This window comes from Dyadobacter fermentans DSM 18053, assembly GCF_000023125.1.
In the GTDB taxonomy this organism is placed as follows: Bacteria; Bacteroidota; Bacteroidia; order Cytophagales; family Spirosomataceae; genus Dyadobacter; species Dyadobacter fermentans.
Genome location: NC_013037.1, coordinates 5,388,094 through 5,408,217, shown reverse-complemented (window position 1 = coordinate 5,408,217; position 20,124 = coordinate 5,388,094). Strand labels below are relative to the sequence as shown.

The following is a 20,124-nucleotide window of genomic DNA, read 5'->3' as shown; positions in this document are numbered from 1 at the left end:
TTCCGGCAAAGAAATGCCGACACCTTTCGATCTAATAGAGCGAGAAGTTTGCCATATTTTCACGACCATCGGCCTTTTCTCACAAGAAGCAGTGCTGAATCCAGGTGAAACCTGCGAAGTGCCCAATGGAGACGACGAGGAAAACACATATGTTGTATTGGACCTCTACGAACCCGACAACAAGGAACTTATAGTCGGCACCCGAAAACACCATTTGCTCCTGTGCATTACCGTTTTTGCAAGCGAGCTGGACTTCGCGAGGGAAAACGGAACGTCCGAATTGCTGCAAAAGCTGAAAGAAGCCGGGTATTATCCGTATAGCGACCTGGACAGAGAACCCGTTGCCTGACAGCAGGTGAGGGCAGTCGCCGTTACATTGCGTTCTCCCCCTCCCCACTCCCAATCCGCTCCACATTCTCAAAAAACGCAATCAGCTCCTTAAACGAAAAGTACGTATCGCAAAGCTCCGGCGCGGGGCCTTGTTCTTTGAGGGAGATGATGTAGCCGGTGAAGATCGTCCAGAGTTCGTCCCGCCAGCATTCGGCACTGCTGCTGCTCAGGAGCTTGCCTACCTCGCGGCCATAGGCCCGCAACATCGCATCCGTGCATTCGATAGAGTGTGTTTCTGTGCTCATTTTGTGGGTGTAAGAAGTGTGGCACAAACCGTGCATTTACGTTTTCCGTAAAGCACGCATTCCTGCAACCCGTACCCAACCCGCGGGCCGCGTAACTTACGCCGAAATACCTGTAAATTACCGGAACACTTCCCGATGGATTTATATAAATTGCCTTTTCAACGAAATAGCCCCGGTATGACACATACTACCTCCAACCCGAAGATCCACGAAGGCCGCAACGTGAAACGGTTCCGCGAAATGCTCGGAATCAAACAGGACATGCTCGCCTTCGAGCTCGGCAGCGATTGGAACCAGCAAAGAATCTCCACGCTCGAACAGCGCGAAAAGATCGATTCCGACATTTTGGAACAAGTAGCGGCGATACTGAAAATACCTGTGGAAGCGATTCGGAATTTTGATGAGGAAAAGGCGGTGAATGTGATTTCTAATACATTCAATGACAATGCTATGTTGAATGCGGTTAACAACAACCCGACTTTTCATCCTATTGATAAATTAATGCAGCTTCATGAAGAGAAGATTGCTTTGTACGAGCGGATGTTGAAGGAGAAGGATGAGATGATGGGGCGGTTGGAGCGGTTGATTGAGGGGCCATAAACATATCTAATGACCCATGCCAAAGTAGGTATCGTAGGTTGTCCAGAGATGTGAGAATTATTAGGATCAATTAATGGCAGCGTACAGAGCTACTGGCTTATTTCGCTACCACAAACATTACGTCGTCAATATTTTTTGTTAAATATTTTAGATAAATAAATTTATTTAAGTAATTGTATTGTAGAATTCAAACCCTCCCAATTCACAATGCAAATCTTTCATGATCCTTCAAAACAAATAAATTTCCTAAGTCAAATATTATCCAACGGGAAAAAGCCGTTGGCATTTTTCATATCTGCTGGTTGTCCATTAGGTGTAACCATGCCTGCTGGTGCTTGGCCACTTATTCCGGCAATAAAGGAGTTGTCGCAGAAAGTCAATGTACACTTCGCTGAACCCGGCAACATTTCTCATAGATATCAAGATTTACTACAAGAAATTAGCTCAGATGGCATTGACCATGAAAACATAGAACAAGTATTAAGTTTCATCAGAGCACTTGGTCATGTTGCGGGGAAGGGAAAGGTAAGGGGGTTCTCACAAAATGACCTAGCGGAAATTGAAAAGGTGATATGCCACAAAATCGTTGATTTAATAGATGTAGCTTTACCCGATAGTGAAACTCCATATCATCAGTTATCTGCTTGGATTGCCTCAATCGACCGGGAACAAGCAGTCGATATATTTACTACAAATTATGACCTTCTTCTTGAGCAAGCACTAGAAGAATCATTGATCCCTTATTTTGATGGATTCGTTGGGTCAAGAAACTCATTTTTTGACTTGAAGGCTGTTGAAGATAACCAAATTCCAAAGCATTGGACAAGGGTTTGGAAAATCCATGGCTCCCTTAATTGGTATAAGTCCGACTCGAAAATTCACAGGAGCACCGGCGTCAAAATCGACTCGATAAATTCGCCCCTTATTTATCCCTCTCATCTTAAATACGATCAGAGCCGCAAAATGCCCTACTTGGCTCTATTGGATCACCTTACAAGATCTATAAAAAATGATTCAAGCGTACTTATTACGTCAGGTTATTCCTTTAATGATGACCATATCAATGATGCAATGCTTAACGCGTTAGTAGCCAACCCATCCTCAATGATAGTAGCTCTACTTTTCGGAAATTTGGAAGGTTATCCCAAAGCATTGGCAATGGCAAAATCAAGGCCAAACATAGGCCTTTGGGCACTCGACGAGGCTATGATTGGCACGAAGCGAGGAAAATGGAAAGTAGTCAAGTATAATCCAGAAGATAATATAGCTGGGGTTATCCAAACCGAGGATATTCAGGACCCAAACGATGGTTCGAAAACTCTGAAGACATGGAAGCTTCAACTAGGAGATTTTCGACATTTCGGAAACTTTCTCCACCATCTTGTCGTCCAAGATAATCAGCCTGCAAAATGAAACAAAAAGCAACACTACTTGGCACTATCGAAGATGTAAAGGGGTCAACAGTTAAAGTTTTACTCTCGAACGACTCATTGTCAGGACTAGCTTATGTTGATGGACATGGATACAGAATTGGACAAATAGGTACCTTCATCAAGATTCCCCTTGGCTTCTCGCTATTGTATGGTATCATCGTGCAGGTTGGCGCAAGCGCCGTTCCTGAAAACTTAGTTGACAAACTCCCGTATGGTACTAGGTGGATGACTATTCAACTTGTAGGTGAGGGCTCAACTACAAAGACATTTCAGAAAGGAATTAGCCAATTCCCAACCATTGGCGACGAAGTACACTTGGTTTCCGAAAGTGACTTGGAAAATATTTATGGAAAAATTTCTAATGTAAATTATATTAATATTGGAAGTATTGCAAATTCTGACTCCATACCAGCCCTTCTAGACATCGACAAGCTTGTAACCCGTCATTGTGCAGTTGTTGGTTCTACGGGATCTGGAAAATCTAATTCTGTCTCTGCTTTGCTCCAATCTATAAATACAGGAAATTATCCAAAAGCAAAAATAATATTAATTGATCCACACTCTGAATATCACACGGCTCTACAAAACCAAAGCAAAGTTTATTCAATTGGCGGCAAAAATCCCCTTAAGATACCCTATTGGTGCTTATCATATAATGAATTAGCGTTAATCCTGTTTGATAAAAAGCAGGCTATGGATTCAGCGCAAGACCTTAAACTTCAACAGGAGATTTTGAAGCAGAAAATAGAAAATGCAAGTAAGTTACTAAGTGGAGCTATCCCGGAAAACCAAATAACAGTTGATTCACCAATCCCGTTTGATTTAAAGAAGATTTGGTATGAACTATATATCGAGACGAACTGTACCGTTCAAGTTAAGAGTGATCTCAGCACCATTTCCTTTAAAGTAGACGAAAATGGAGAACCAATAATTGGCAGTAAAGAAACACTGGAATTACCTCAATTTAATCCCGCTGGTACGGGTTCATCACCACCTTTTATTTATGATCCGAGCAAACTGATGTTGTCATATCTGGGAAAGCTTAGAGGAAAATTATTGGACAACCGACTGGGATTTTTATTCGATTGCGCAGAATACGACGGAATAAATATTGATTTGAATTCACTTCTAAATGATTGGCTGAACCATGACAAGCCGATAACCATTCTTGATCTAGGAGGAATCCCCTACAATATCATTGATTTGGCTGTTGGACAAATTACGAGACTTACGTACGAGACAATGTTTTGGGGACGTAAAATTGATGGTATCGGTAGGCAGCGGCCGCTCCTACTAGTCTTTGAAGAAGCACACTCCTACTTGCCTCATGGGGGTGGAGGGGTACATGTTCAGGGCTATGCCACTTCTGCGGTACAAAGAGTCTGTAAAGAGGGGAGAAAATACGGAATTGGGGCTATAATCATTAGTCAGCGTCCATCTGATTTAGATACATCTATTCTATCCCAATGCGGGACCTTCATCGCGTTACGTTTATCAACGTCCGATGACCAATCAATTATAAAGTCTTACCTACCAGATAACTCCGGCAACTTGTCTGACTATCTGCCATCACTTAGGACAGGAGAAGCAATAGTAGTTGGTGAGGCTATAAAGATTCCAAGTCGAGTAGCTATTTATGAGGTTACACCGCGTCCGGATAGTGGAGACCCACTTCCTTCAGAAACTTGGAATAAAGTCGAGCCTGCCAAGCCAAATTTTTCAATGGCTTTAACTAATTGGAGAAAACAAAAAATATAATTTGTCTAACGATATGGAAATGATTGATGTATCGTCCAGCACAGTGCAGGCGATAGGCTATGATGAAGCAACTGGCACATTGCGTGTTGTCTTTCTAAAGAGCGGGACCTACGAGTATTATTTAGTCCCCAGTGAAATTTATCTCGCCTTCATATCCGCACCATCTAAAGGGCAATTTCATAATTTATATATAAAGAAAGGCGGATACAGTTACTCACGGGTTTAGAATAAATGAAAAAATCAGAACAATCATTTGGTCTTTTAGCTCTTGTAATCACGCTAATATGGGTCATTAGTTGGATTTGTATTGACACTTTTGTCGAAGTAAAAGATCAAGGAATTTTTGGTGATAAATTTGGCGCTGTAAATGCGTTATTTTCCGGTCTTGCACTAGCGGGAATTATATATTCGTTGTCTATGCAAAAACAAGAACTAGCATTACAACGACAAGAGCTGACCGCAACGCGAAATGAATTTAAGCAGCAGAACTTTGAAAACGTTTTTTTTAATCTCCTTAGAAACCAACAAGATATCACTAATACTAATATCGCGTCGATAGACGAACTCCACACAATTAGCAAAATCCGTACTGTGTCAGTAAAGGGTCGAGAGTTTTTTCATTTTAGCAAACGTGAATTGAAGCGAATTCGCCAAGCGTTAGAACGTGAAAAGTACGAAATTTATGATCAAGGGTATTATGCAAGTATACCCGCAATAGGCTATGCAACAGCCGAAGAAGCTGAAAAAGCCGACGGACATCTGTGGCCTGACGCTCAACGAGAATTTGCGATTACCTACTACAAGATAAGCAAGGATATTTGGGAAGAGTACGGACACTCGTTGCCAATAGAAAAAGCAATTTTATGTTATCAGATTTATCATCAAAAATACCACTACATAGTTGGCCACTATTTTAGGAACATATTGCATATTCTGAATTTTCTAGAAACGACCGAACATCAGGAAGCTTCAAATTCTGGCACAAACGACGAGCAAGTAACGATTACTTATCGATATGCTAAATATGGCCAATATATTCACTCTCAAATGTCAGGCCCGGAGTTAATGCTACTATACTACCATTGTCTAGCTAATTCAAATATGATGAGACTCGTAAAAAAATACAATTTACTTGACAGTCTTATGAAGAGGCAATTAATCAGTCTAGACCATGCCATAGAGGGTATATTTCAAGAATAACATCGATAGCATAAAAAATCTTTCTCCCTCACCCTTTCCACTCCAACTCAATCCCCTCCCCCTTCACAAACCCCTGAAACCCCGCCAACAACCCCTTATCCCCCCTTACAGCACGCGGAAGCACATTCTTCGAAGAAGCATACTTCACCAACAACCCCACAGCCTCCCCAATACTCCACTCCACCGGATGCAGCCGGTAACATCCATTTGTAATATGCGTGGTACCAATATTCTTGTTAGCAGGCAGAATATTCTCCATCCGCACCGGCAGCAGCGCGCCCAACGGAATCTGAAACGGCAATGACCCGAAATCAATGTAATTATCCCCGCCGGTGCTGGGGTGCAAGTCAATATGGTAATAGCCAATCCCGACGCTATCCTCAAAAGCAGCCGCTTTCACGCCCGCAGATTGCCCGGTGACAGCAGCGCGCTGCTCGGCGCCGACGTGCTCTTCCTTAATGGTAAATAGCGCTTTAATGCGCCGCGATTCGCGGACGTAAGGGTATTTGGCGAGGCCGTCTTCGGTGCCCATGACGTCTTTGCGGAGGCGGATGCCGGGCCAGCCTTTGCCGCCGTCGGGGCGTGGGGCCTCGGTTTGGAGCCAGTACAGGAGCGAGAGGCTGAGCTGCTTGCCGCGTTCGAAATGCTTGTCGAAGTCCTTTTCGCTGGCGCCGATGAGGTTGCCGAGGGTGTAGTCGTTTTGCGGCCAGTTTACGATGGTAATGTCGCCGGCATAGGTACCGGGGGCGAAGTTGGCCTTGTTGATGATGCGGCGGTAGAGCCAGAGGTTGAGATTATTGCCGGTCGGGATGCCTTCCGGGTGGAAGCCGAGCTGTTTCGGTTCGAGGGTTTTGGGGTTGGAGTAGGAAAGGTCCAGCAGCCTGCCCGACCAGGGTTTGCCCATTTTGGGCACGTAGTTCTTCCAGAAATCGTATTCGCGCGGCTTTTCGATCACATGATTTTCGCCCGGGCGGTAGTCGATCGCGAAGCAGACGGTGAATGCCTGCACATTGTTCGGGTCGGCTTTTTCGGGGGCGTGGAATTCGCCGGTTTCGGCTTTGGATTCGGCGCCGGTGACGTATTCGGTGCCGGTCATGGGCAGCAGGTCGCCGAGCTCGGTAGCGTCCGCGAAATAGGGCGCGGTGAGGGTTACCAAGGCTTTGTTGCGACGGTTCTGGGCGGTGAGGGCTTGTACTTTGTTGCCTTTTACGTCGGCAGCCACGATTTTATGTTCCAAAAGCAATGTGAGCTTGCCGGTGCTGAGGTACGGGTTCAGCATGTCGGTGAGCACGGCTACGGCTACACGCGGTTCGTGGCAGAGCTTGGACACGGATCCGTCGCCGGGGTTGAGGTTTTTGCGGCTGCGGGCTTCGGCGGTGAGCGGGTAGTTTTTCTGGTAGTATTCACGCACGGCGGTGCGGAAATCACGGTAAGCCTTCGTGGCGCCGTGCGTTTCGATCCACTGGTGCTCGTCGGGCGGAACGCCCTGCTGCGAGAGCTGGCCTCCGATCCAGTCGGTTTCTTCGGTGAGGATTACCGACAGACCATTGCGCAATGCCGCCAATGCGGCCGCGCATCCGCCCAGGCCTCCGCCCGCGATCACGAGGTCGGCACTCAATGTGGCTTTTGCTTTGTTATCCGGGCCGGGAGTGGCTTGTACAGACTTTTCAGTGGAAGGTTGGGAAAGCAAGCTGCCGCCAAGCGCGACGCTTCCCAGGAAATTACGGCGTTTCATAAAAGTTAAAATGTGATTTAGGAATCAAAAAAAGAAAGCTCATTGCAAGGCTTTCACCCCGCAATGAGCGCGTATTATTTTACAAATCAATTTACTACACCACTTTCCCCATCACATACATTTCCTCCATCGTCGGGGTCGGGTTGCCGCCTTCTTTTTCCAAAGTAATGGCGAATGCGGCGGAACCGGCTTTGGTGTTTTTCATTTTCAAAACTTTGCCCGTGAATGCATTGTCCAGCATACCAATGTCTACCGGTTTGCCGTCCACGATGCTCCAAAGCTGGTATTGCTTGCCCTGGGGCGCGGCAGGGAGGTTTTGCACGTCCAGCAGCACTTCGTTAGTCTGCGTGTTCCAGAATGCGGATACGGCGCTTTCGGGCGACTTGGGCAAGCCTGCCAAATGCACGTGCTTGTAAGTAGGGCTGCGGAACAGCGCGGCTACGGCCTCGTTGTATTCGGTCTGCGCTTTCATCGCCGCCATATCGGCCTCCATGCTTTCCACTTTGGCTACGGCTTCGTTGTTGGCGCTCTTCATGTCGGTCATCTGCATGGCCGACCATCCTGCAAACAATGCGAGCAATACCGCAGCCGCTACGGCCAGTTTGGCCCAGGTGGGCGTCACGACCTGCGTTTCCACGCGGTCGAACGCATGGTCGATCACGGGCGCTTCCACGGGTGCCGGCTGCACGGTGGCGGTGCCGTCGGCGAGCGGGATAATCTTTTCGTCGGTTTCTTCGGACTGCTCTTCTCCTTCCGGCGCAGCGTCGAAATTCATCTGCGCAAAAATCGAATCCTTCAATGAAGGGGGCGGCGTTGCCTGGTGTTTCAGTGCATATTCTTCCAATGCACTTTCGGTACGCAACAGCTCTTCCTTGATCTCAGGGTAAATATGCGACATACACTCCACCTCCTGTTTCTCCTGGGGAGAGACAGTGCCCAATACATATTCCTCCAATATACCGGACTCTATATAGGCTTGGATATTCATACTGCAAAGTATTGTTTTAACTCTTGTAATGCGGTTCGGATGCGCGATTTCACGGTGCCGAGCGGAATGCTGAGCTCTTCGGATATTTCCTCATGCGTGTAGCCCTGGAAATAGGCCATGTCGATGAGTATTTTCCGTTCGGGCCTGAGCATGTCGACAATCGCCTTCATGTCCGAACTGATTGTCTGTGAATCTTCGTACGTATCCTTCTCATTAAGGACCACCGTGTTTTCAATATCATCCATTGCCGGCTTCCGGCCCTCCGCCCTGACTGCGTCTATCGCACCGTTCCGCGCGATATTCATAATCCATGTAAACAATCGTCCTTTCTCCGGATTATAGGATTCTATATTTTTCCAAATCTTAAGAAAGCATTCCTGTAACACATCTGCGGCTTTCTCCTCGTCCCTCAACGTCTTTGAAATGATATTAAACAAAGCTCCTGAGTAATGGTCGTACAGGAATTCAAAGGCGTTTCGCTCGTTTTTTTTCAGAGCTGACACCAATTCCTCTTCCGAGTATTTTACCTTGCTGGTCGCCAAGAGTTGCTTAATAGTTAATTGTAAATTACTTACTGGCAATCTAATAAAATTTCCGGTATGGCTCGACGGACTGTAACAAATTATAGCCGCGTTTCCGTACGAAAAAGATATCAGCAGAGAAGGTGGAATCTTTGGTGCCCCGGTCCGTGTGTAAGTGCTGCTCATCGTAGTGTGCTTTTAATGATATACGAACAAACACACGCACTTGGATTGACGGCACAAAATGATTGCATGATAAGATGTCACTTCCGCATACTTTCTACCCGCCAGAGCGTCAGGAAGATAAAGAAGATGATCAGACTGAGCAGGTAGATCACATTGCGGGAGTCGATAAGCCCCTTGCCCAATGCCTGGTACTGAACGTCCAGGGCTATACCGGAAAGCAGATTGGCCGCGAACCCATCTCCAAACATCCCCGAAACCGCGCCAAAACCGACATACCAGATGAATGCCAGAAACACGCCGAGAATGAATGCGACGATCTGGTTGTCATTCAGCGAGGAAGCCCACACGCCCATCGCCACCAACACGCCGCTCAGCAGCAGCAGCCCAAGGTAAGAGCCCGCCACAGCCGCAGAGTCCACGTCGCCGACCGGGTTTCCCAATTGATATACACTATAATAATAAATGAGCGTCGGCAGCAATGTAAGCACTACCAGCACCCAGTTGGCCAGGAACTTGCCGAGTACGAGGTCAATATTGCGAATGGGCTTGGTAAGCAGCAGTTCCAGCGTGCCATTCCGCGATTCCTCGGCCAGCGACCGCATGGTAATGGCCGGTATCAGGAAAATGAGCACATAAGGCGCAAGGCCGAAAAACGAGCCGAGGTCGGCGTAACCGTAGTCGAGGATATTGGAATCGGGAAAAACCCAGACGATCAGGCCGATAGCCGTCAGAAAGACCGCCATCACAATGTAGGCGATCAATGAGTTGAAAAAACTGGCTACCTCTTTTCGGAAGATTGCTAACACTATTCGGGGATTATTTTAAAAGTCTTTTCCGGGATTCTTATTCAAAAACCGGCTTTTCCTTGCGCATAATGGCCGCGATGATGAGCGAAAAAATGAAGCCCATCACCAGGTAGCCCAGAATCACCGTGACAAACATGATGCCGGGCGACATGAATTTCTGGGACATTTCGATCGCCTGCTCAATCTGCGCATCGTCCATTCCCTTGCCTTCCAGCTCCTCGCGCATCTGGTCTAGACTTTGGGTCAGCATGTTAGAGTCAATGAATTGCAGATAGAAAATAGTGAATGCAGAACTCAGCAGCCCCAGCACCGCCGAAGTGAGCGAGCCCAGCCCGAGCCCTTCGCCATAGCTGATAAAACCTCCGTTTTTCTCGCGAAAATCCTTCATGGCAAGCACAATCGCGACGATCATGAACACGTACGTCAGCGAGGCCAGCATTCTGTTCGAGCCGAGCCCGGCCACATACAGGATCGTGGAATACACCATCGTTACAACGGCGACCACGAGGCCATATTTCAAGGCAACACGAGCGGTAGAGGTTTTTTCTTCCATGTGAAGGTTTAAGATTTGTTGTTTTGAAGGATACTGTAATCCTGTTTTCTCAAAATCAATGAAATCACCAGGATCGGGATGATCGCCATGACTGTTTTCTTCCCTACTTCGTCGGTGATGATCTCCGAGGTCTTCATTTCCCCAACGCCATTGTACATTTTCTGAAATTCGGCCTCCCCGATGTTCTTGACGAGCTCGGCTTTACCCTGCATCATCAGGTCCTTCATCTGGGCAATGTATCCTGCGAAAACAGAAGGGTCAATGTAAGTTACAAAAAAATAGATCAGCCAGCCGGCAATCAATGCACCAATGGTATTTACAACGTAACCGATGGTTAAAGCTTCCCACAAATGCAAAAAGCCGTTCCCGACTTTCTTGCGGTAGTACCAGCACGCGCCGGCGATGAGGATAATGTGGATGCCGATGTCGAGCACCTTGTTGTTGCCCAGCGGCACAATGTCCATCGCATACAAGCCCAGGAAGAACGCAAACACCAATATGCCCAGCACCAACCCGAACAGCAGCGAGTACTTTAAAATCGGTTTATTAAAATATGCGATAATCGAATTCATTGAAACCACTCCTGTTTACCATTGTTAATCACCCCTCTTACCTTCCCTCTCAGCGTCTGGCCCAGGAACGGCGTATTTTTGGATTTGGAATACGTTTTTCCAAACACCCACTCCGCATTCGGATCAAAGAACGTCAGGTTCGCTGCCGTGCCCTCTGCAATGCTTACTTCCGGCAGGCGCAGGATGTGGCGCGGCTGTGCCGTGAGTTTTTCAATCACCTCTTCCAATGCGAGCCCTGAATGCATGACCGACAATGCAAATGCCGTTTCGAGACCGGTTATGCCAAAATCTGCATGGTCGAATTCGAGGTTTTTGCTTTCCTCGTCGTGTGGGTTATGGTCGGAAACGATAGCGTCGATGGTACCGTCCGCCAAACCTTGCCGCAATGCCGCATTGTCTTGCGCTGAGCGGAATGGCGGGTTTACTTTCAGGTTGGTATCGAAGCTAATGAGGTCTTTGTCTTCGAATGCGAGCTGGTGCGCGGCAATGTCGGCCGAAACGGGCAGGCCTTTCGCTTTTGCTTCGCGGATCAGTTCCACACCCCGCACAGTGGATAGCAGCGAAACGTGGAGTACTGGTGCCGAAGTGTCGTAGGTGTTTTTTTCCAATGCATATTCCAGCAACTTCAAATCGCGGATGAGCATCATTTCTTCTGCCAATGCTGGCATTCCCTTCATGCCTACGAGCGTGCTGGTGACGCCTTCGTGCATTTGCCCGTACAGCGTGAGCTCACGGTCCTCCGGGCGGTTGATGAGCAATGCATTCAGCGGGCGGAGGTATAGAATGGTTTTTAAAAGCAAGTCCGCATTCTGCACCGGGTTTTCACCATCTGTAAATGCAATGGCGCCTGCCTGGTGCAGGTCCATCATTTCGGTGAAGTCCACGCCGTCGGCTTTCTTGGTTACCGCCGCGGCCGGGTGCAGTGTCACCAGCCCGCCGAAGCCGCTGTGCCGAATGTAATTCAGCGTGTCTTTCGTATCAACTACCGGCTGCGTATTCGGCAACAGGACAATTTCCGTAAACCCGCCGTGCGCCGCCGCTTCGCGTACCGAGCGCAAGTCTTCCTTATGCTCGAAACCGGGGTCGCGGCCTTGTACGCGCATGTCCACCCAGCCTGCGGATACGTGCAGGCCCGTGCCGTCGATCACCTGCGCATCGCCTGCGTCGAGGCCATCGCCAATTTGCTGAATGCGCCCGCCTTCGATCAGGATATCTTTCACCTGACCATTGAAGGGCGATTTTTTATCAATTACCCGAACCGAGCTAACTAACAATTTCATATTTATTTCAAACTAAACACCGGAATGCAGCATGGCCCCGGTTTCAAAAAAAAAGCTCCGAATGGAGCTTCAAACCTAATATCAGGCACCTATAAATTTCTGGTAATCCTCGGCAGACAGCAATCCGTCTTCATCGCCGGGGTTAGCCAGGCTGATTTTCACCATCCAGCCGCGGCCGTAAGGATCTGTGTTTACGAGCTCGGGTTCACCGTCCAGTTCAGGGTTCACTTCGAGTACTGTTCCTGCTACGGGAATAAAAAGATCTGAAACCGTTTTCACCGCTTCCACCGATCCGAAAACCTCACCTTTGCCGAGTGCTTCGCCAATCGTGTTAATGTCCACATACACAATGTCACCTAATTCGTTCTGAGCATGGTCGGTGATTCCGATAATTGCCGTATCTCCTTCAATACGAATCCATTCGTGATCTTCTGTGTATTTCAGTTCTGATGGAAAATTCATGATAAAATCAGGTAAGTAGTGAACATCTTTGGAGCGCAAATTACACGATGTAAGCTGTATTTTCCAAATCAAAATGCTATTCCGCCAAATTGAATTTCAGCTGCACGCCGCCAGCCGTATTGGCACGGTAGAACGAGTTCGAAACCAGCGGGTCGTTGAACGTGCGGTCGAAATAGAATTGGACGCTCAACCGGTTGTTGACCATATAATTCACCGTCGGGCGCAGCTGGAAGTTGATGTTACCGGCGATAGGGATGTTCTCGCCGTCGAACTTCCGCTGGATCGAGCGGGTATCGCGGAACGTCATCGCGAGCTGCATCGTCATGTCGTTTTTCAGTTTCTTCTTCACGCCATTGATCTTGAACGGCAGCGGGACATTGTTTTTGGTAAAACCAATATTCACCGTAATGTCCTGATTGAAGAGCTCGGCTAGTTGGGAGTTCGATAGGTTCAATGCGATCGTACGGTCGCGATTGTACTCTAAACGTGCGGTCACACGGCTCTGCGTGCGCACCTCCACGCCCACGAGCGGCTGGAATTTCTCCGAAAGTGTAATGGTGCTCATCGCAAACACCGGAATGTACTGGCCCAAATCATTCAAGCGCGACGATAATGGATAGCCGGTTACGGCCAGGTTCACATACAACGCCTCATAATCCAGCGACGAAGTAAAGTTACCTACACTATAATTGGACATATACTTGTGCCGCAATGTAAACGAGCTGAAAAAGCGCTTGAATGCCGGCAGCTGCGAAAGTCCCGAATAGCTCAGGTCCCAGTTCGGCATCGGGAATTTCAGGAACGGGTTGGTACGTACCGTGTTCGGATCCTTGCCGGTGTAGGCCGCAAAGAAGGATGAAATGAGTACGTCCTGCGATGTTTCATTATACTCCCCGCCACTGTTGTTCTCCGCATTCAGGCGGTCGCGGAGGATGGCGCGGTATGCGCGGAATTTGTCAAACACAGGCGAGGAATTATCGCGGCGCATTTTAGCAAATGCCGTCCGGAATGACATGAACGACATGCTGAACTGGCCATTCCGCAGCGGGCTTTGGGATATGAAATTTCCGCTAGAATCGGGCCGGTAGAATTCCTGGTAAGCATCCTGCCGCGTAAGCCGCGCCTCGATGATCAGCCTGAAATCCTTGAATGGCTCCAATGTGGTATTGGCCGAGAAGTTCTTCGCGATGGTTTGCTGGAACGGCATATTCTGCTGCTGACTCTTGGTGATCCAGCCCTTTTCCGCCGCTTTCACCTGGAAATTCCTGTCCTGCTGGCCCAGCACAAAGCCCAATCCGGGCGCATTCGCATTGTCCAGACCGAAGTATTTAGGCGCTCTCAGATAGCCCGGCAGTGCCGTCGTTTCCAAAACCGAATAGCTGAAATTAATCCCGCGAACCGTCATTAATGCCCTCGTCAGCGCTTTGACAACGTCGGTAGTGCGCATATCAATGTCCTCGATATCACCCGGGCTACGGGCAAAATTCTTTCTTGCCACGGATGGCGTGTTCGCGAATTTCAGGTAGCGGAGTTTGTTATAAAGCAATACAAAATCCACCTTGCCCGTAACGCCCCGCTCGCGGCTGTTGCGGATAATATCGCCAAATGGCAGACCTGTAGTATCTTTCAGGTTCAACGCATTGGCCTGGTACTGATAGCCGATCGAATGTTTATAATCGGCCGACATCCAGTCGAGCACCGGAATTTTGTCAAGCGGCAGGCGGTAAGTCAGGTCAATTTTTTGGTCAAAATTCTTGATACGGCCCAGCTTTTTGAAGTTAGTCCAGAGCGAATCCTTTTTCTCTCCCGTATCAATATCGCCTTCCGGCTCGTCGATGATCGAGTTGGCCGATGCCGCGTAGGTCAAAGTCATGTTGCGCGTCAGGTTCCAGCCGAAATCGTAGTAGCGATTAAACCAGAAATACTTTTCGTACAATGGCTGCATGCCGTCGGTCGTGAGGTCGGCGTTGCGGAGCTGTGTTTTCAGGAAGCGGCGGTCCACATCCGTTCGCAGCGATACCATGTTCGGCAGCAGCGTCACATTGAATTCCTTGATAAACTCCGCCCAGCGGCCTGTCGCCTTCCACTTCTTGAATGGCTCGATCGCCTTCGGCTGGCTGGCGTACATGTAGGCAATGCCTGCCTTGTAAGCCCGCTGGTTGTATTCCTGCGTCAGGATGTTCCGGCGCTTGTCGTCGCTGAATGCGTAGGTGAATGCGAAGTTCTCAAAATCGTAGAAATGATTTTTGGCGCCGGGCTTCGTTTTGACTTTCCGGACGTTGGAGAAGTTAAATCCTCGTTTCACTGCATTTTCCTCCACCATGCGCCGGTAACCGTTCCGCTCCTCGTCCGATCGGAGGTTGTCCAGCGACGTGCTCAGCGGCGTATCCGGGTCAAGCGGGTCGAAATGCGGCTTCACATTCCGCCTGTCATAGCTCACAAACAATGGTATCTGGAAGCCCCAGTTCGCCGGAAGCAGCTTATCCAATGCAATGTTGGAAGAGAAACCATATTCGGATGTGAAGTTACGCGAACGTTCGCCGATGCGCTGCTGCACCGTTCCGAAGCCGAATGTCTCGATGCGCCCCGAGGCGGTCAATGTCGCGAAGTCGGCCAGCTTGGCATTCAGCTGCGCAATCGCCGCCATACCGCCCGTATCGTCAAAACCTTCCACGTGCATTTCATCTACCCAGATACAAAACGACTTCGCACGCTCATCCACCGACTTCGGGTTGCGTACACCGATCATCATCACTTTTACGGCACTCAGGTCGGGGTTACCCACCACGGTCAGTTTGTATCGTCCGTCGGCTGTGGTAATGGTGTACGGCACGCTCAGGTTTTTGTCGATCTGCTGGTTACGCTGCGCCTTCGCATTGATCAGGTCCGACAGCGCGATGTTGATCTCGTTGCCTTCCGGCCATATTTCCTCCCTTGCGCTCTGGTTAGGGCGGGTAGCCTTCAAAGCCGACAAGTCGATCTCGTAATAGTTTTGGGTAAGGTCAGTTCCAATGCGCATGAATGTACCCACCATGTTGTCCTCGCTCTGCTCGTTTTGCATGTGTACATACATGCGGAGGCGCTTGCGGAACAATAGGTCGAGGTTCACATTTTTGAAAACCGCGCGCGAATCACCATCGCGAAGTTCGGTCACACAAAGGCTCATCGACTGCTCGTTCAGCTGCAATGGCGGGCGCTGGGTATTGTCCAGGTCGCGTATCCAGCCCGGGGGCATGTCGTACACGTATTTGTTCGCACTGTTATTGGCCTGGCTGTTTTCTTCAATACTCACCGTTCCGACAGTAAACTTGGCGTCGTAAGGTTCAGGAACTTCCTGCAAACCGGGAGAGTCGAGGTTATAGGTATATTTCCGGTATTGCTGACCCACCATTTGCAATTGCGCGAAACGCAGCACCACCGGCTGCTGGAAGTCGGTCAGGTACATGCGCATGAAACGGATTGATTTAAATCCATTCATATTACCCACCACACCCGTAAATTCCTTGATAGGGACGCGGAAGAGGTACCAATTCTGGTTGTCTTTCGTGTTAACCGTTTTATCAACAATATATCCCTTCCCTACTTCCAGCTGGCCGGGCTTCAGGTCAATTTCGTATTCGTAGTAAGATTCGTTGTCGTTAATGGTATTGTCGACGTTCATATCCTCGCCGTCGGGAATGTTAGTCGAAGCCGGCGTTACGTCCACCGATCTTCCCTGGCTTTCGGGAGAGTTGTTCTCCATCCCGATGTAGTTTTTGTAGCGCTCCAGTACTTTCAGGTCCGCGCTGTCGAGGTCCGCGCCGAGGAAGAACTGGAAGTCGTCACCGGAAGGGTCGGCCAGGATCTTGGCGCGTGCTTCGGCGGTAAGGTTGGCGGGCAGACGGTCGATAAAGCTTTTGAAGAATGCGCGCTCTTCTTCGTTGGTCAAACCATCGAGACCCACGTCCTGCTTTTCTCTGGCTCCGTCCTCATTACTGAATGCGTTGATGAGGTATTGCGCTTTGGTAGCATAACCCCACGCGGTTGAATCTACATTGACGCCCACCTGCTTCGGCACAAGCGGAAGGCCGTTCTCGAAGTTGTAACGTTCGTCAGGGATCACATCTTCGGAAATATCACCCAGGTTGAACACCAGCTTTCCTCCGGTTGTGTTGGGCACATTAGAGAAACCGTCGCGTACCTTACCGTTATCGTCGTTGATAAATGGATCCAACACCCAGAATTCAATGCTCTCGATGTTGGCATTATCAAAGTCGTTATCCGAAGTGATCGCGCGGCTAAGTGCCCCGAAATTGTTTCTCGGATTCTTCATCCGGCCATTCTGGTCGAGATCGGTATTGTAGTTGTACATCCCCCGTTCATTCGGGAAGTACGCGATGTCGAGGATTTGCTGCGGATATGTCACCAACCCTGCGATAGGCCGTTTCGGGAAAATGTCGGTGGGCAGATAAAGGCGTTCGTAATAGTTTTCGCGATCTTTCTCGTTGAAGTTGGCCGGTGGCTGATAGCCTCCTCCCAGTCCTTGCGCGCCGCCGAAGATGTTATCGACCGTATAAGCGGAGATTTTAGCACGTTTGTAGCCGTAATTCAGGTTTTTACCGTCATAACCATCCCTGAATTTAGTTGGCACCGCTGCGAGGCGCCATTTCTGCGGCTGGCGCGAAAGGTCGTAAATGGTACGCGCCGCTTCAAAGTCATCCACCAGTGAGCGGTTGTTCACGTCCTTCGAAACGCCCGGGAGCAATTTGGCAAATTCACCTTTGAACTGAATGGTCGACATTTCTTTCGTCTGGATCAATGGCAATGCATCCAGCCATTTGGTCAGGAATGGTGCGTCCTTGCGGAAATTCACGTCAAATCCGAGCATGGTGTTGTTGACCGGCTCATTACCGATGGACACCCGGGAAAGGAAGCCCGCAGTACGCTCTTTGTATTTGATGGCCGTCAAACCGACACTCAGGTTACGGTTGGCTACATAATCGAGCCGCGTTCCGACGAGCGTTCTGATCTGGTTCTGGAACATATCCGGCCGCTCATATTCGATCACGATTTCACGTCCCGAGTTCAGCACGCTCGTGTTCAGAATCCGCACGCGGCCGATCTGCGCCTCCACGATATAATCCGAGCCCGGCGAAAGCGGCACCCCGCCGGACGTGACGGTTACCGAAGTTTCGAGCACCCCGAACGGCAGCTGCACCTCCGCACCGCCGCTCGATTGGTAGGAGCCTTTGATAAAAAACTTGTTGCGTTCCGAGACCTGCTGCGCGTCGATCATCGTCGTGCGATACAGCTCATTGAACACATATTTGTTACGGTAAACGTCCTCGCCGGGACCAAATTTCCGGGAAAGGTTGCTGCCGAACGGTTCGAGTACGGGGAAGATAATGCGGCCCGTTTTGCTGTCGATCGTAATGCCTTCCACGAAGTCGAAGTTACCGTCGGGCTGGATGTCGTTAACGGGGTTCAGGCGATCGAGGCCGGCCAGGCGCACGAGCGGAATGTTGGCAATGCTGCTTTCCTGCAAGTTCGGGTTATCGATACCGGTCTGGTCGTCCTTATAAATTACTCGCAACTGGAACCCTTGCTTGTCGATCTGGCTGGTACCGAGCGTATAAATGTTTTTCATCATCAAATCCCACATCGGCAGCTTGGTATTGTTGCGGATGGTCGATGATTTAAGGAGTTTCAGGGCAATTACCTCGTTGTCTTTTCTCGCCTGATAATCCTCTGTAAGTTCACCCACCTTGAATGCGCGCCCATTGAGCGTATATTCATAGGAAACCGCAAGCACCTCGTCGTTCCGGAGCGCATTGGTAAGTGAAATGTACCCCAGCTGTGGATGGAATGTAAAGTCACGGTCCACGATAAGGCGTTTGGCTCCGCGGAGCAACTCATAATCGGTGGTTTTTTCCAAACCCAGGCCTGTAATGGCGGTGTTGGCATTATCTACCTGCCGGAATGCATTGTTGCCGGTTAAAGTTTTATACAGACCGTTGGCGTCGTTGCTCGCTGGTGACGTGGAGCGGACGGGCTGCACGTTCGGGTTGCCGGCGCGGTAGGGTGCGGGCTCGCCGAGATCGGCAAAACCGACTACATTCCGAAGCGACTCGGTGGTGGTGGTCCGGTTGGTTACGTACACTTCGAGGCGCGTTACCGTCACACCTGAGGTGATGGTGGGCGTGTTTTGCAGGGAACTTTCGTAAATGTTCCTGAAATATTGCGAGAGGAAAAAGTTGCGGTTTTCGTCGTAAGTATCGGCCCGCAATTCGAAGTCCCGGCTTTGCGCACCGCCTCTCAGCGTGATCCGCTCCTTGCTCGATTTCTGTTGCGAAGCGACGAACGTGGCGCTCAAACGGCCGAACTGCAAGTCGGTTTTCAAACCGAACAAGTTCTGCACGCCCGGAATGAGCTGGCTGTTAATGGCCCAGTTGATATTACCCGCTTCGATTTTACGGATAAAACTTTCTTCGGGATTCTTATAATTCAGCTTGATCGCATTCTCGAAGTTGAAGTTCGCCTTCGTGTCAAAGTTCGTCTGAAAACCGAGCTGATCTCCCAGTTTTGCGTCGAAATTGATATTGATCTGCTCGTTGAATATGAATTGCGTGTTGCGGCGCTGACGGATCGGGATGGCCGGATTATCGAGGAACTGGTGCATGAGCCCCAGGTCCAGCGCTACAAATCCTGTGGGTTTAAAATTGATAAAATCGTCGCCCAGCAGTTTGGTGAGGCCGGGCGGAAGGTCGAGCTTGGGCAGCAGGCCGCGCGCGCCCATGGCGCTGTTGCCGTCCTGCCTGCCCGCGTATTCCCGCAGGAGGCTTTTAAATGCGCGTTCTTCCTGGATCTTGTCGTAGGTGGCAAGGTCCATCCGCTCAGGCAGGCGGTAGTTCAATGCGCCGCCGGGCATTGAGATGCCAGGCGCCGGGCCGCCGGGCGCCGGTGCACCTGGTGTCGCCACGCCAGCATCATTCGCTCCTCCTGGTGCCGGAGCGCCAGGCGTCTGAATTTTCTCGGTTACCGAAATTTTTCCGGTACTGTCGAGTATAATGTTGGTAGAGATATTGTTCGGCTCGCGCAGGTAGAATGGTGAGCGCGGCCTGGGTTCGGAAATCCGGTTGGAATAGTAGTCCTTCCATCGCATGATGAGCTGCGAGCCCGATCTGTCGATGTTCTTTTTGGTGGTATCCTCCCTAAGCGTATCGGCGATAATGGCCCATTCTTCTGCCTGCTCCGAATACGGTTCCCCCTTGCCGCCCGAAACGTTTACGAGAAATACCGCTCCGGCCGAAATGCTTAGTACCTTGAAAAGATAAGAGTAAATCGTTGATGACAAGGTAATATGCTTATTTAGAGAAGGTTGTATTTACAAACAAATCTGTCAACACGATTTTAGAA

General features: G+C 49.5%; 16 protein-coding genes. 6 read left to right on the top strand and 10 right to left on the bottom strand.

What is annotated here, in order from left to right; all coding sequences use genetic code 11:
• Positions 1-13 precede the first annotated feature (13 nt).
• Positions 14-349 (top strand): suppressor of fused domain protein, encoded by a 336-nt coding sequence (locus DFER_RS30380; protein WP_015813922.1) that lies wholly within the window; start codon positions 14-16, stop codon positions 347-349.
• 22 nt (positions 350-371) lie between these two features.
• On the opposite strand, the gene DFER_RS22315 is transcribed toward DFER_RS30380, so the two are convergent.
• Positions 372-635, bottom strand: a complete 264-nt coding sequence (locus tag DFER_RS22315; protein ID WP_143828781.1) for a hypothetical protein — start codon at positions 633-635, stop codon at positions 372-374.
• Positions 636-812: 177 nt separating this feature from the next.
• Here DFER_RS22315 and DFER_RS22310 point away from each other — a divergent pair, with 177 nt between their 5' ends.
• From DFER_RS22310 to DFER_RS22295, 5 genes are all read left to right on the top strand, one after another.
• The gene (locus tag DFER_RS22310) at positions 813-1,235 is read left to right on the top strand and encodes a helix-turn-helix domain-containing protein (RefSeq protein ID WP_015813920.1); all 423 of its coding nucleotides are present in this window, start codon (positions 813-815) and stop codon (positions 1,233-1,235) included.
• Between the two features lie 207 nt (positions 1,236-1,442).
• Positions 1,443-2,648, top strand: coding sequence for an SIR2 family protein (locus tag DFER_RS22305; protein WP_015813919.1), 1,206 nt, complete (start codon positions 1,443-1,445; stop codon positions 2,646-2,648).
• Complete coding sequence (locus DFER_RS22300) at positions 2,645-4,426, top strand: ATP-binding protein (RefSeq protein ID WP_015813918.1); 1,782 nt, start codon at positions 2,645-2,647, stop codon at positions 4,424-4,426. Before DFER_RS22305 ends, DFER_RS22300 begins: the two co-directional genes overlap by 4 nt.
• A gap of 13 nt (positions 4,427-4,439) precedes the next feature.
• Positions 4,440-4,652, top strand: coding sequence for a KTSC domain-containing protein (locus DFER_RS30960; RefSeq protein ID WP_015813917.1), 213 nt, complete (start codon positions 4,440-4,442; stop codon positions 4,650-4,652).
• A 5-nt stretch (positions 4,653-4,657) separates the two neighbouring features.
• On the top strand, positions 4,658-5,626 hold the full coding sequence (locus tag DFER_RS22295; RefSeq protein ID WP_015813916.1) for a putative phage abortive infection protein: 969 nt from the start codon (positions 4,658-4,660) through the stop codon (positions 5,624-5,626).
• Between the two features lie 28 nt (positions 5,627-5,654).
• Here the strand turns inward: DFER_RS22295 and DFER_RS22290 are convergent, their stop codons facing one another.
• The 9 genes from DFER_RS22290 to sov form a co-directional block, all read right to left on the bottom strand.
• Positions 5,655-7,361 (bottom strand): FAD-dependent oxidoreductase, encoded by a 1,707-nt coding sequence (locus DFER_RS22290; protein ID WP_015813915.1) that lies wholly within the window; start codon positions 7,359-7,361, stop codon positions 5,655-5,657.
• A 94-nt stretch (positions 7,362-7,455) separates the two neighbouring features.
• Positions 7,456-8,349: an anti-sigma factor gene (locus tag DFER_RS22285; protein ID WP_015813914.1), complete on the bottom strand. Its 894-nt coding sequence runs from the start codon at positions 8,347-8,349 to the stop codon at positions 7,456-7,458.
• Positions 8,346-9,056, bottom strand: coding sequence for an RNA polymerase sigma factor (locus tag DFER_RS22280; RefSeq protein ID WP_015813913.1), 711 nt, complete (start codon positions 9,054-9,056; stop codon positions 8,346-8,348). Before DFER_RS22280 ends, DFER_RS22285 begins: the two co-directional genes overlap by 4 nt.
• A 77-nt stretch (positions 9,057-9,133) precedes the next feature.
• Positions 9,134-9,862, bottom strand: a complete 729-nt coding sequence (gldF, locus tag DFER_RS22275) for a gliding motility-associated ABC transporter permease subunit GldF (protein ID WP_015813912.1) — start codon at positions 9,860-9,862, stop codon at positions 9,134-9,136.
• Between the two features lie 37 nt (positions 9,863-9,899).
• Complete coding sequence (locus tag DFER_RS22270) at positions 9,900-10,415, bottom strand: DUF4199 domain-containing protein (protein ID WP_015813911.1); 516 nt, start codon at positions 10,413-10,415, stop codon at positions 9,900-9,902.
• An 8-nt stretch (positions 10,416-10,423) separates the two neighbouring features.
• Complete coding sequence (locus tag DFER_RS22265; protein ID WP_015813910.1) at positions 10,424-10,987, bottom strand: DUF4199 domain-containing protein; 564 nt, start codon at positions 10,985-10,987, stop codon at positions 10,424-10,426.
• Entirely contained in the window at positions 10,984-12,267 is a 1,284-nt protein-coding gene (locus DFER_RS22260) for a dihydroorotase (protein WP_015813909.1), read from the bottom strand. Before DFER_RS22260 ends, DFER_RS22265 begins: the two co-directional genes overlap by 4 nt.
• Positions 12,268-12,348: 81 nt before the next feature.
• Positions 12,349-12,729 (bottom strand): glycine cleavage system protein GcvH, encoded by a 381-nt coding sequence (gene gcvH, locus DFER_RS22255; protein ID WP_015813908.1) that lies wholly within the window; start codon positions 12,727-12,729, stop codon positions 12,349-12,351.
• Between the two features lie 76 nt (positions 12,730-12,805).
• Positions 12,806-20,062, bottom strand: a complete 7,257-nt coding sequence (sov, locus tag DFER_RS22250; protein WP_015813907.1) for a T9SS outer membrane translocon Sov/SprA — start codon at positions 20,060-20,062, stop codon at positions 12,806-12,808.
• Positions 20,063-20,124: the final 62 nt, after the last annotated feature.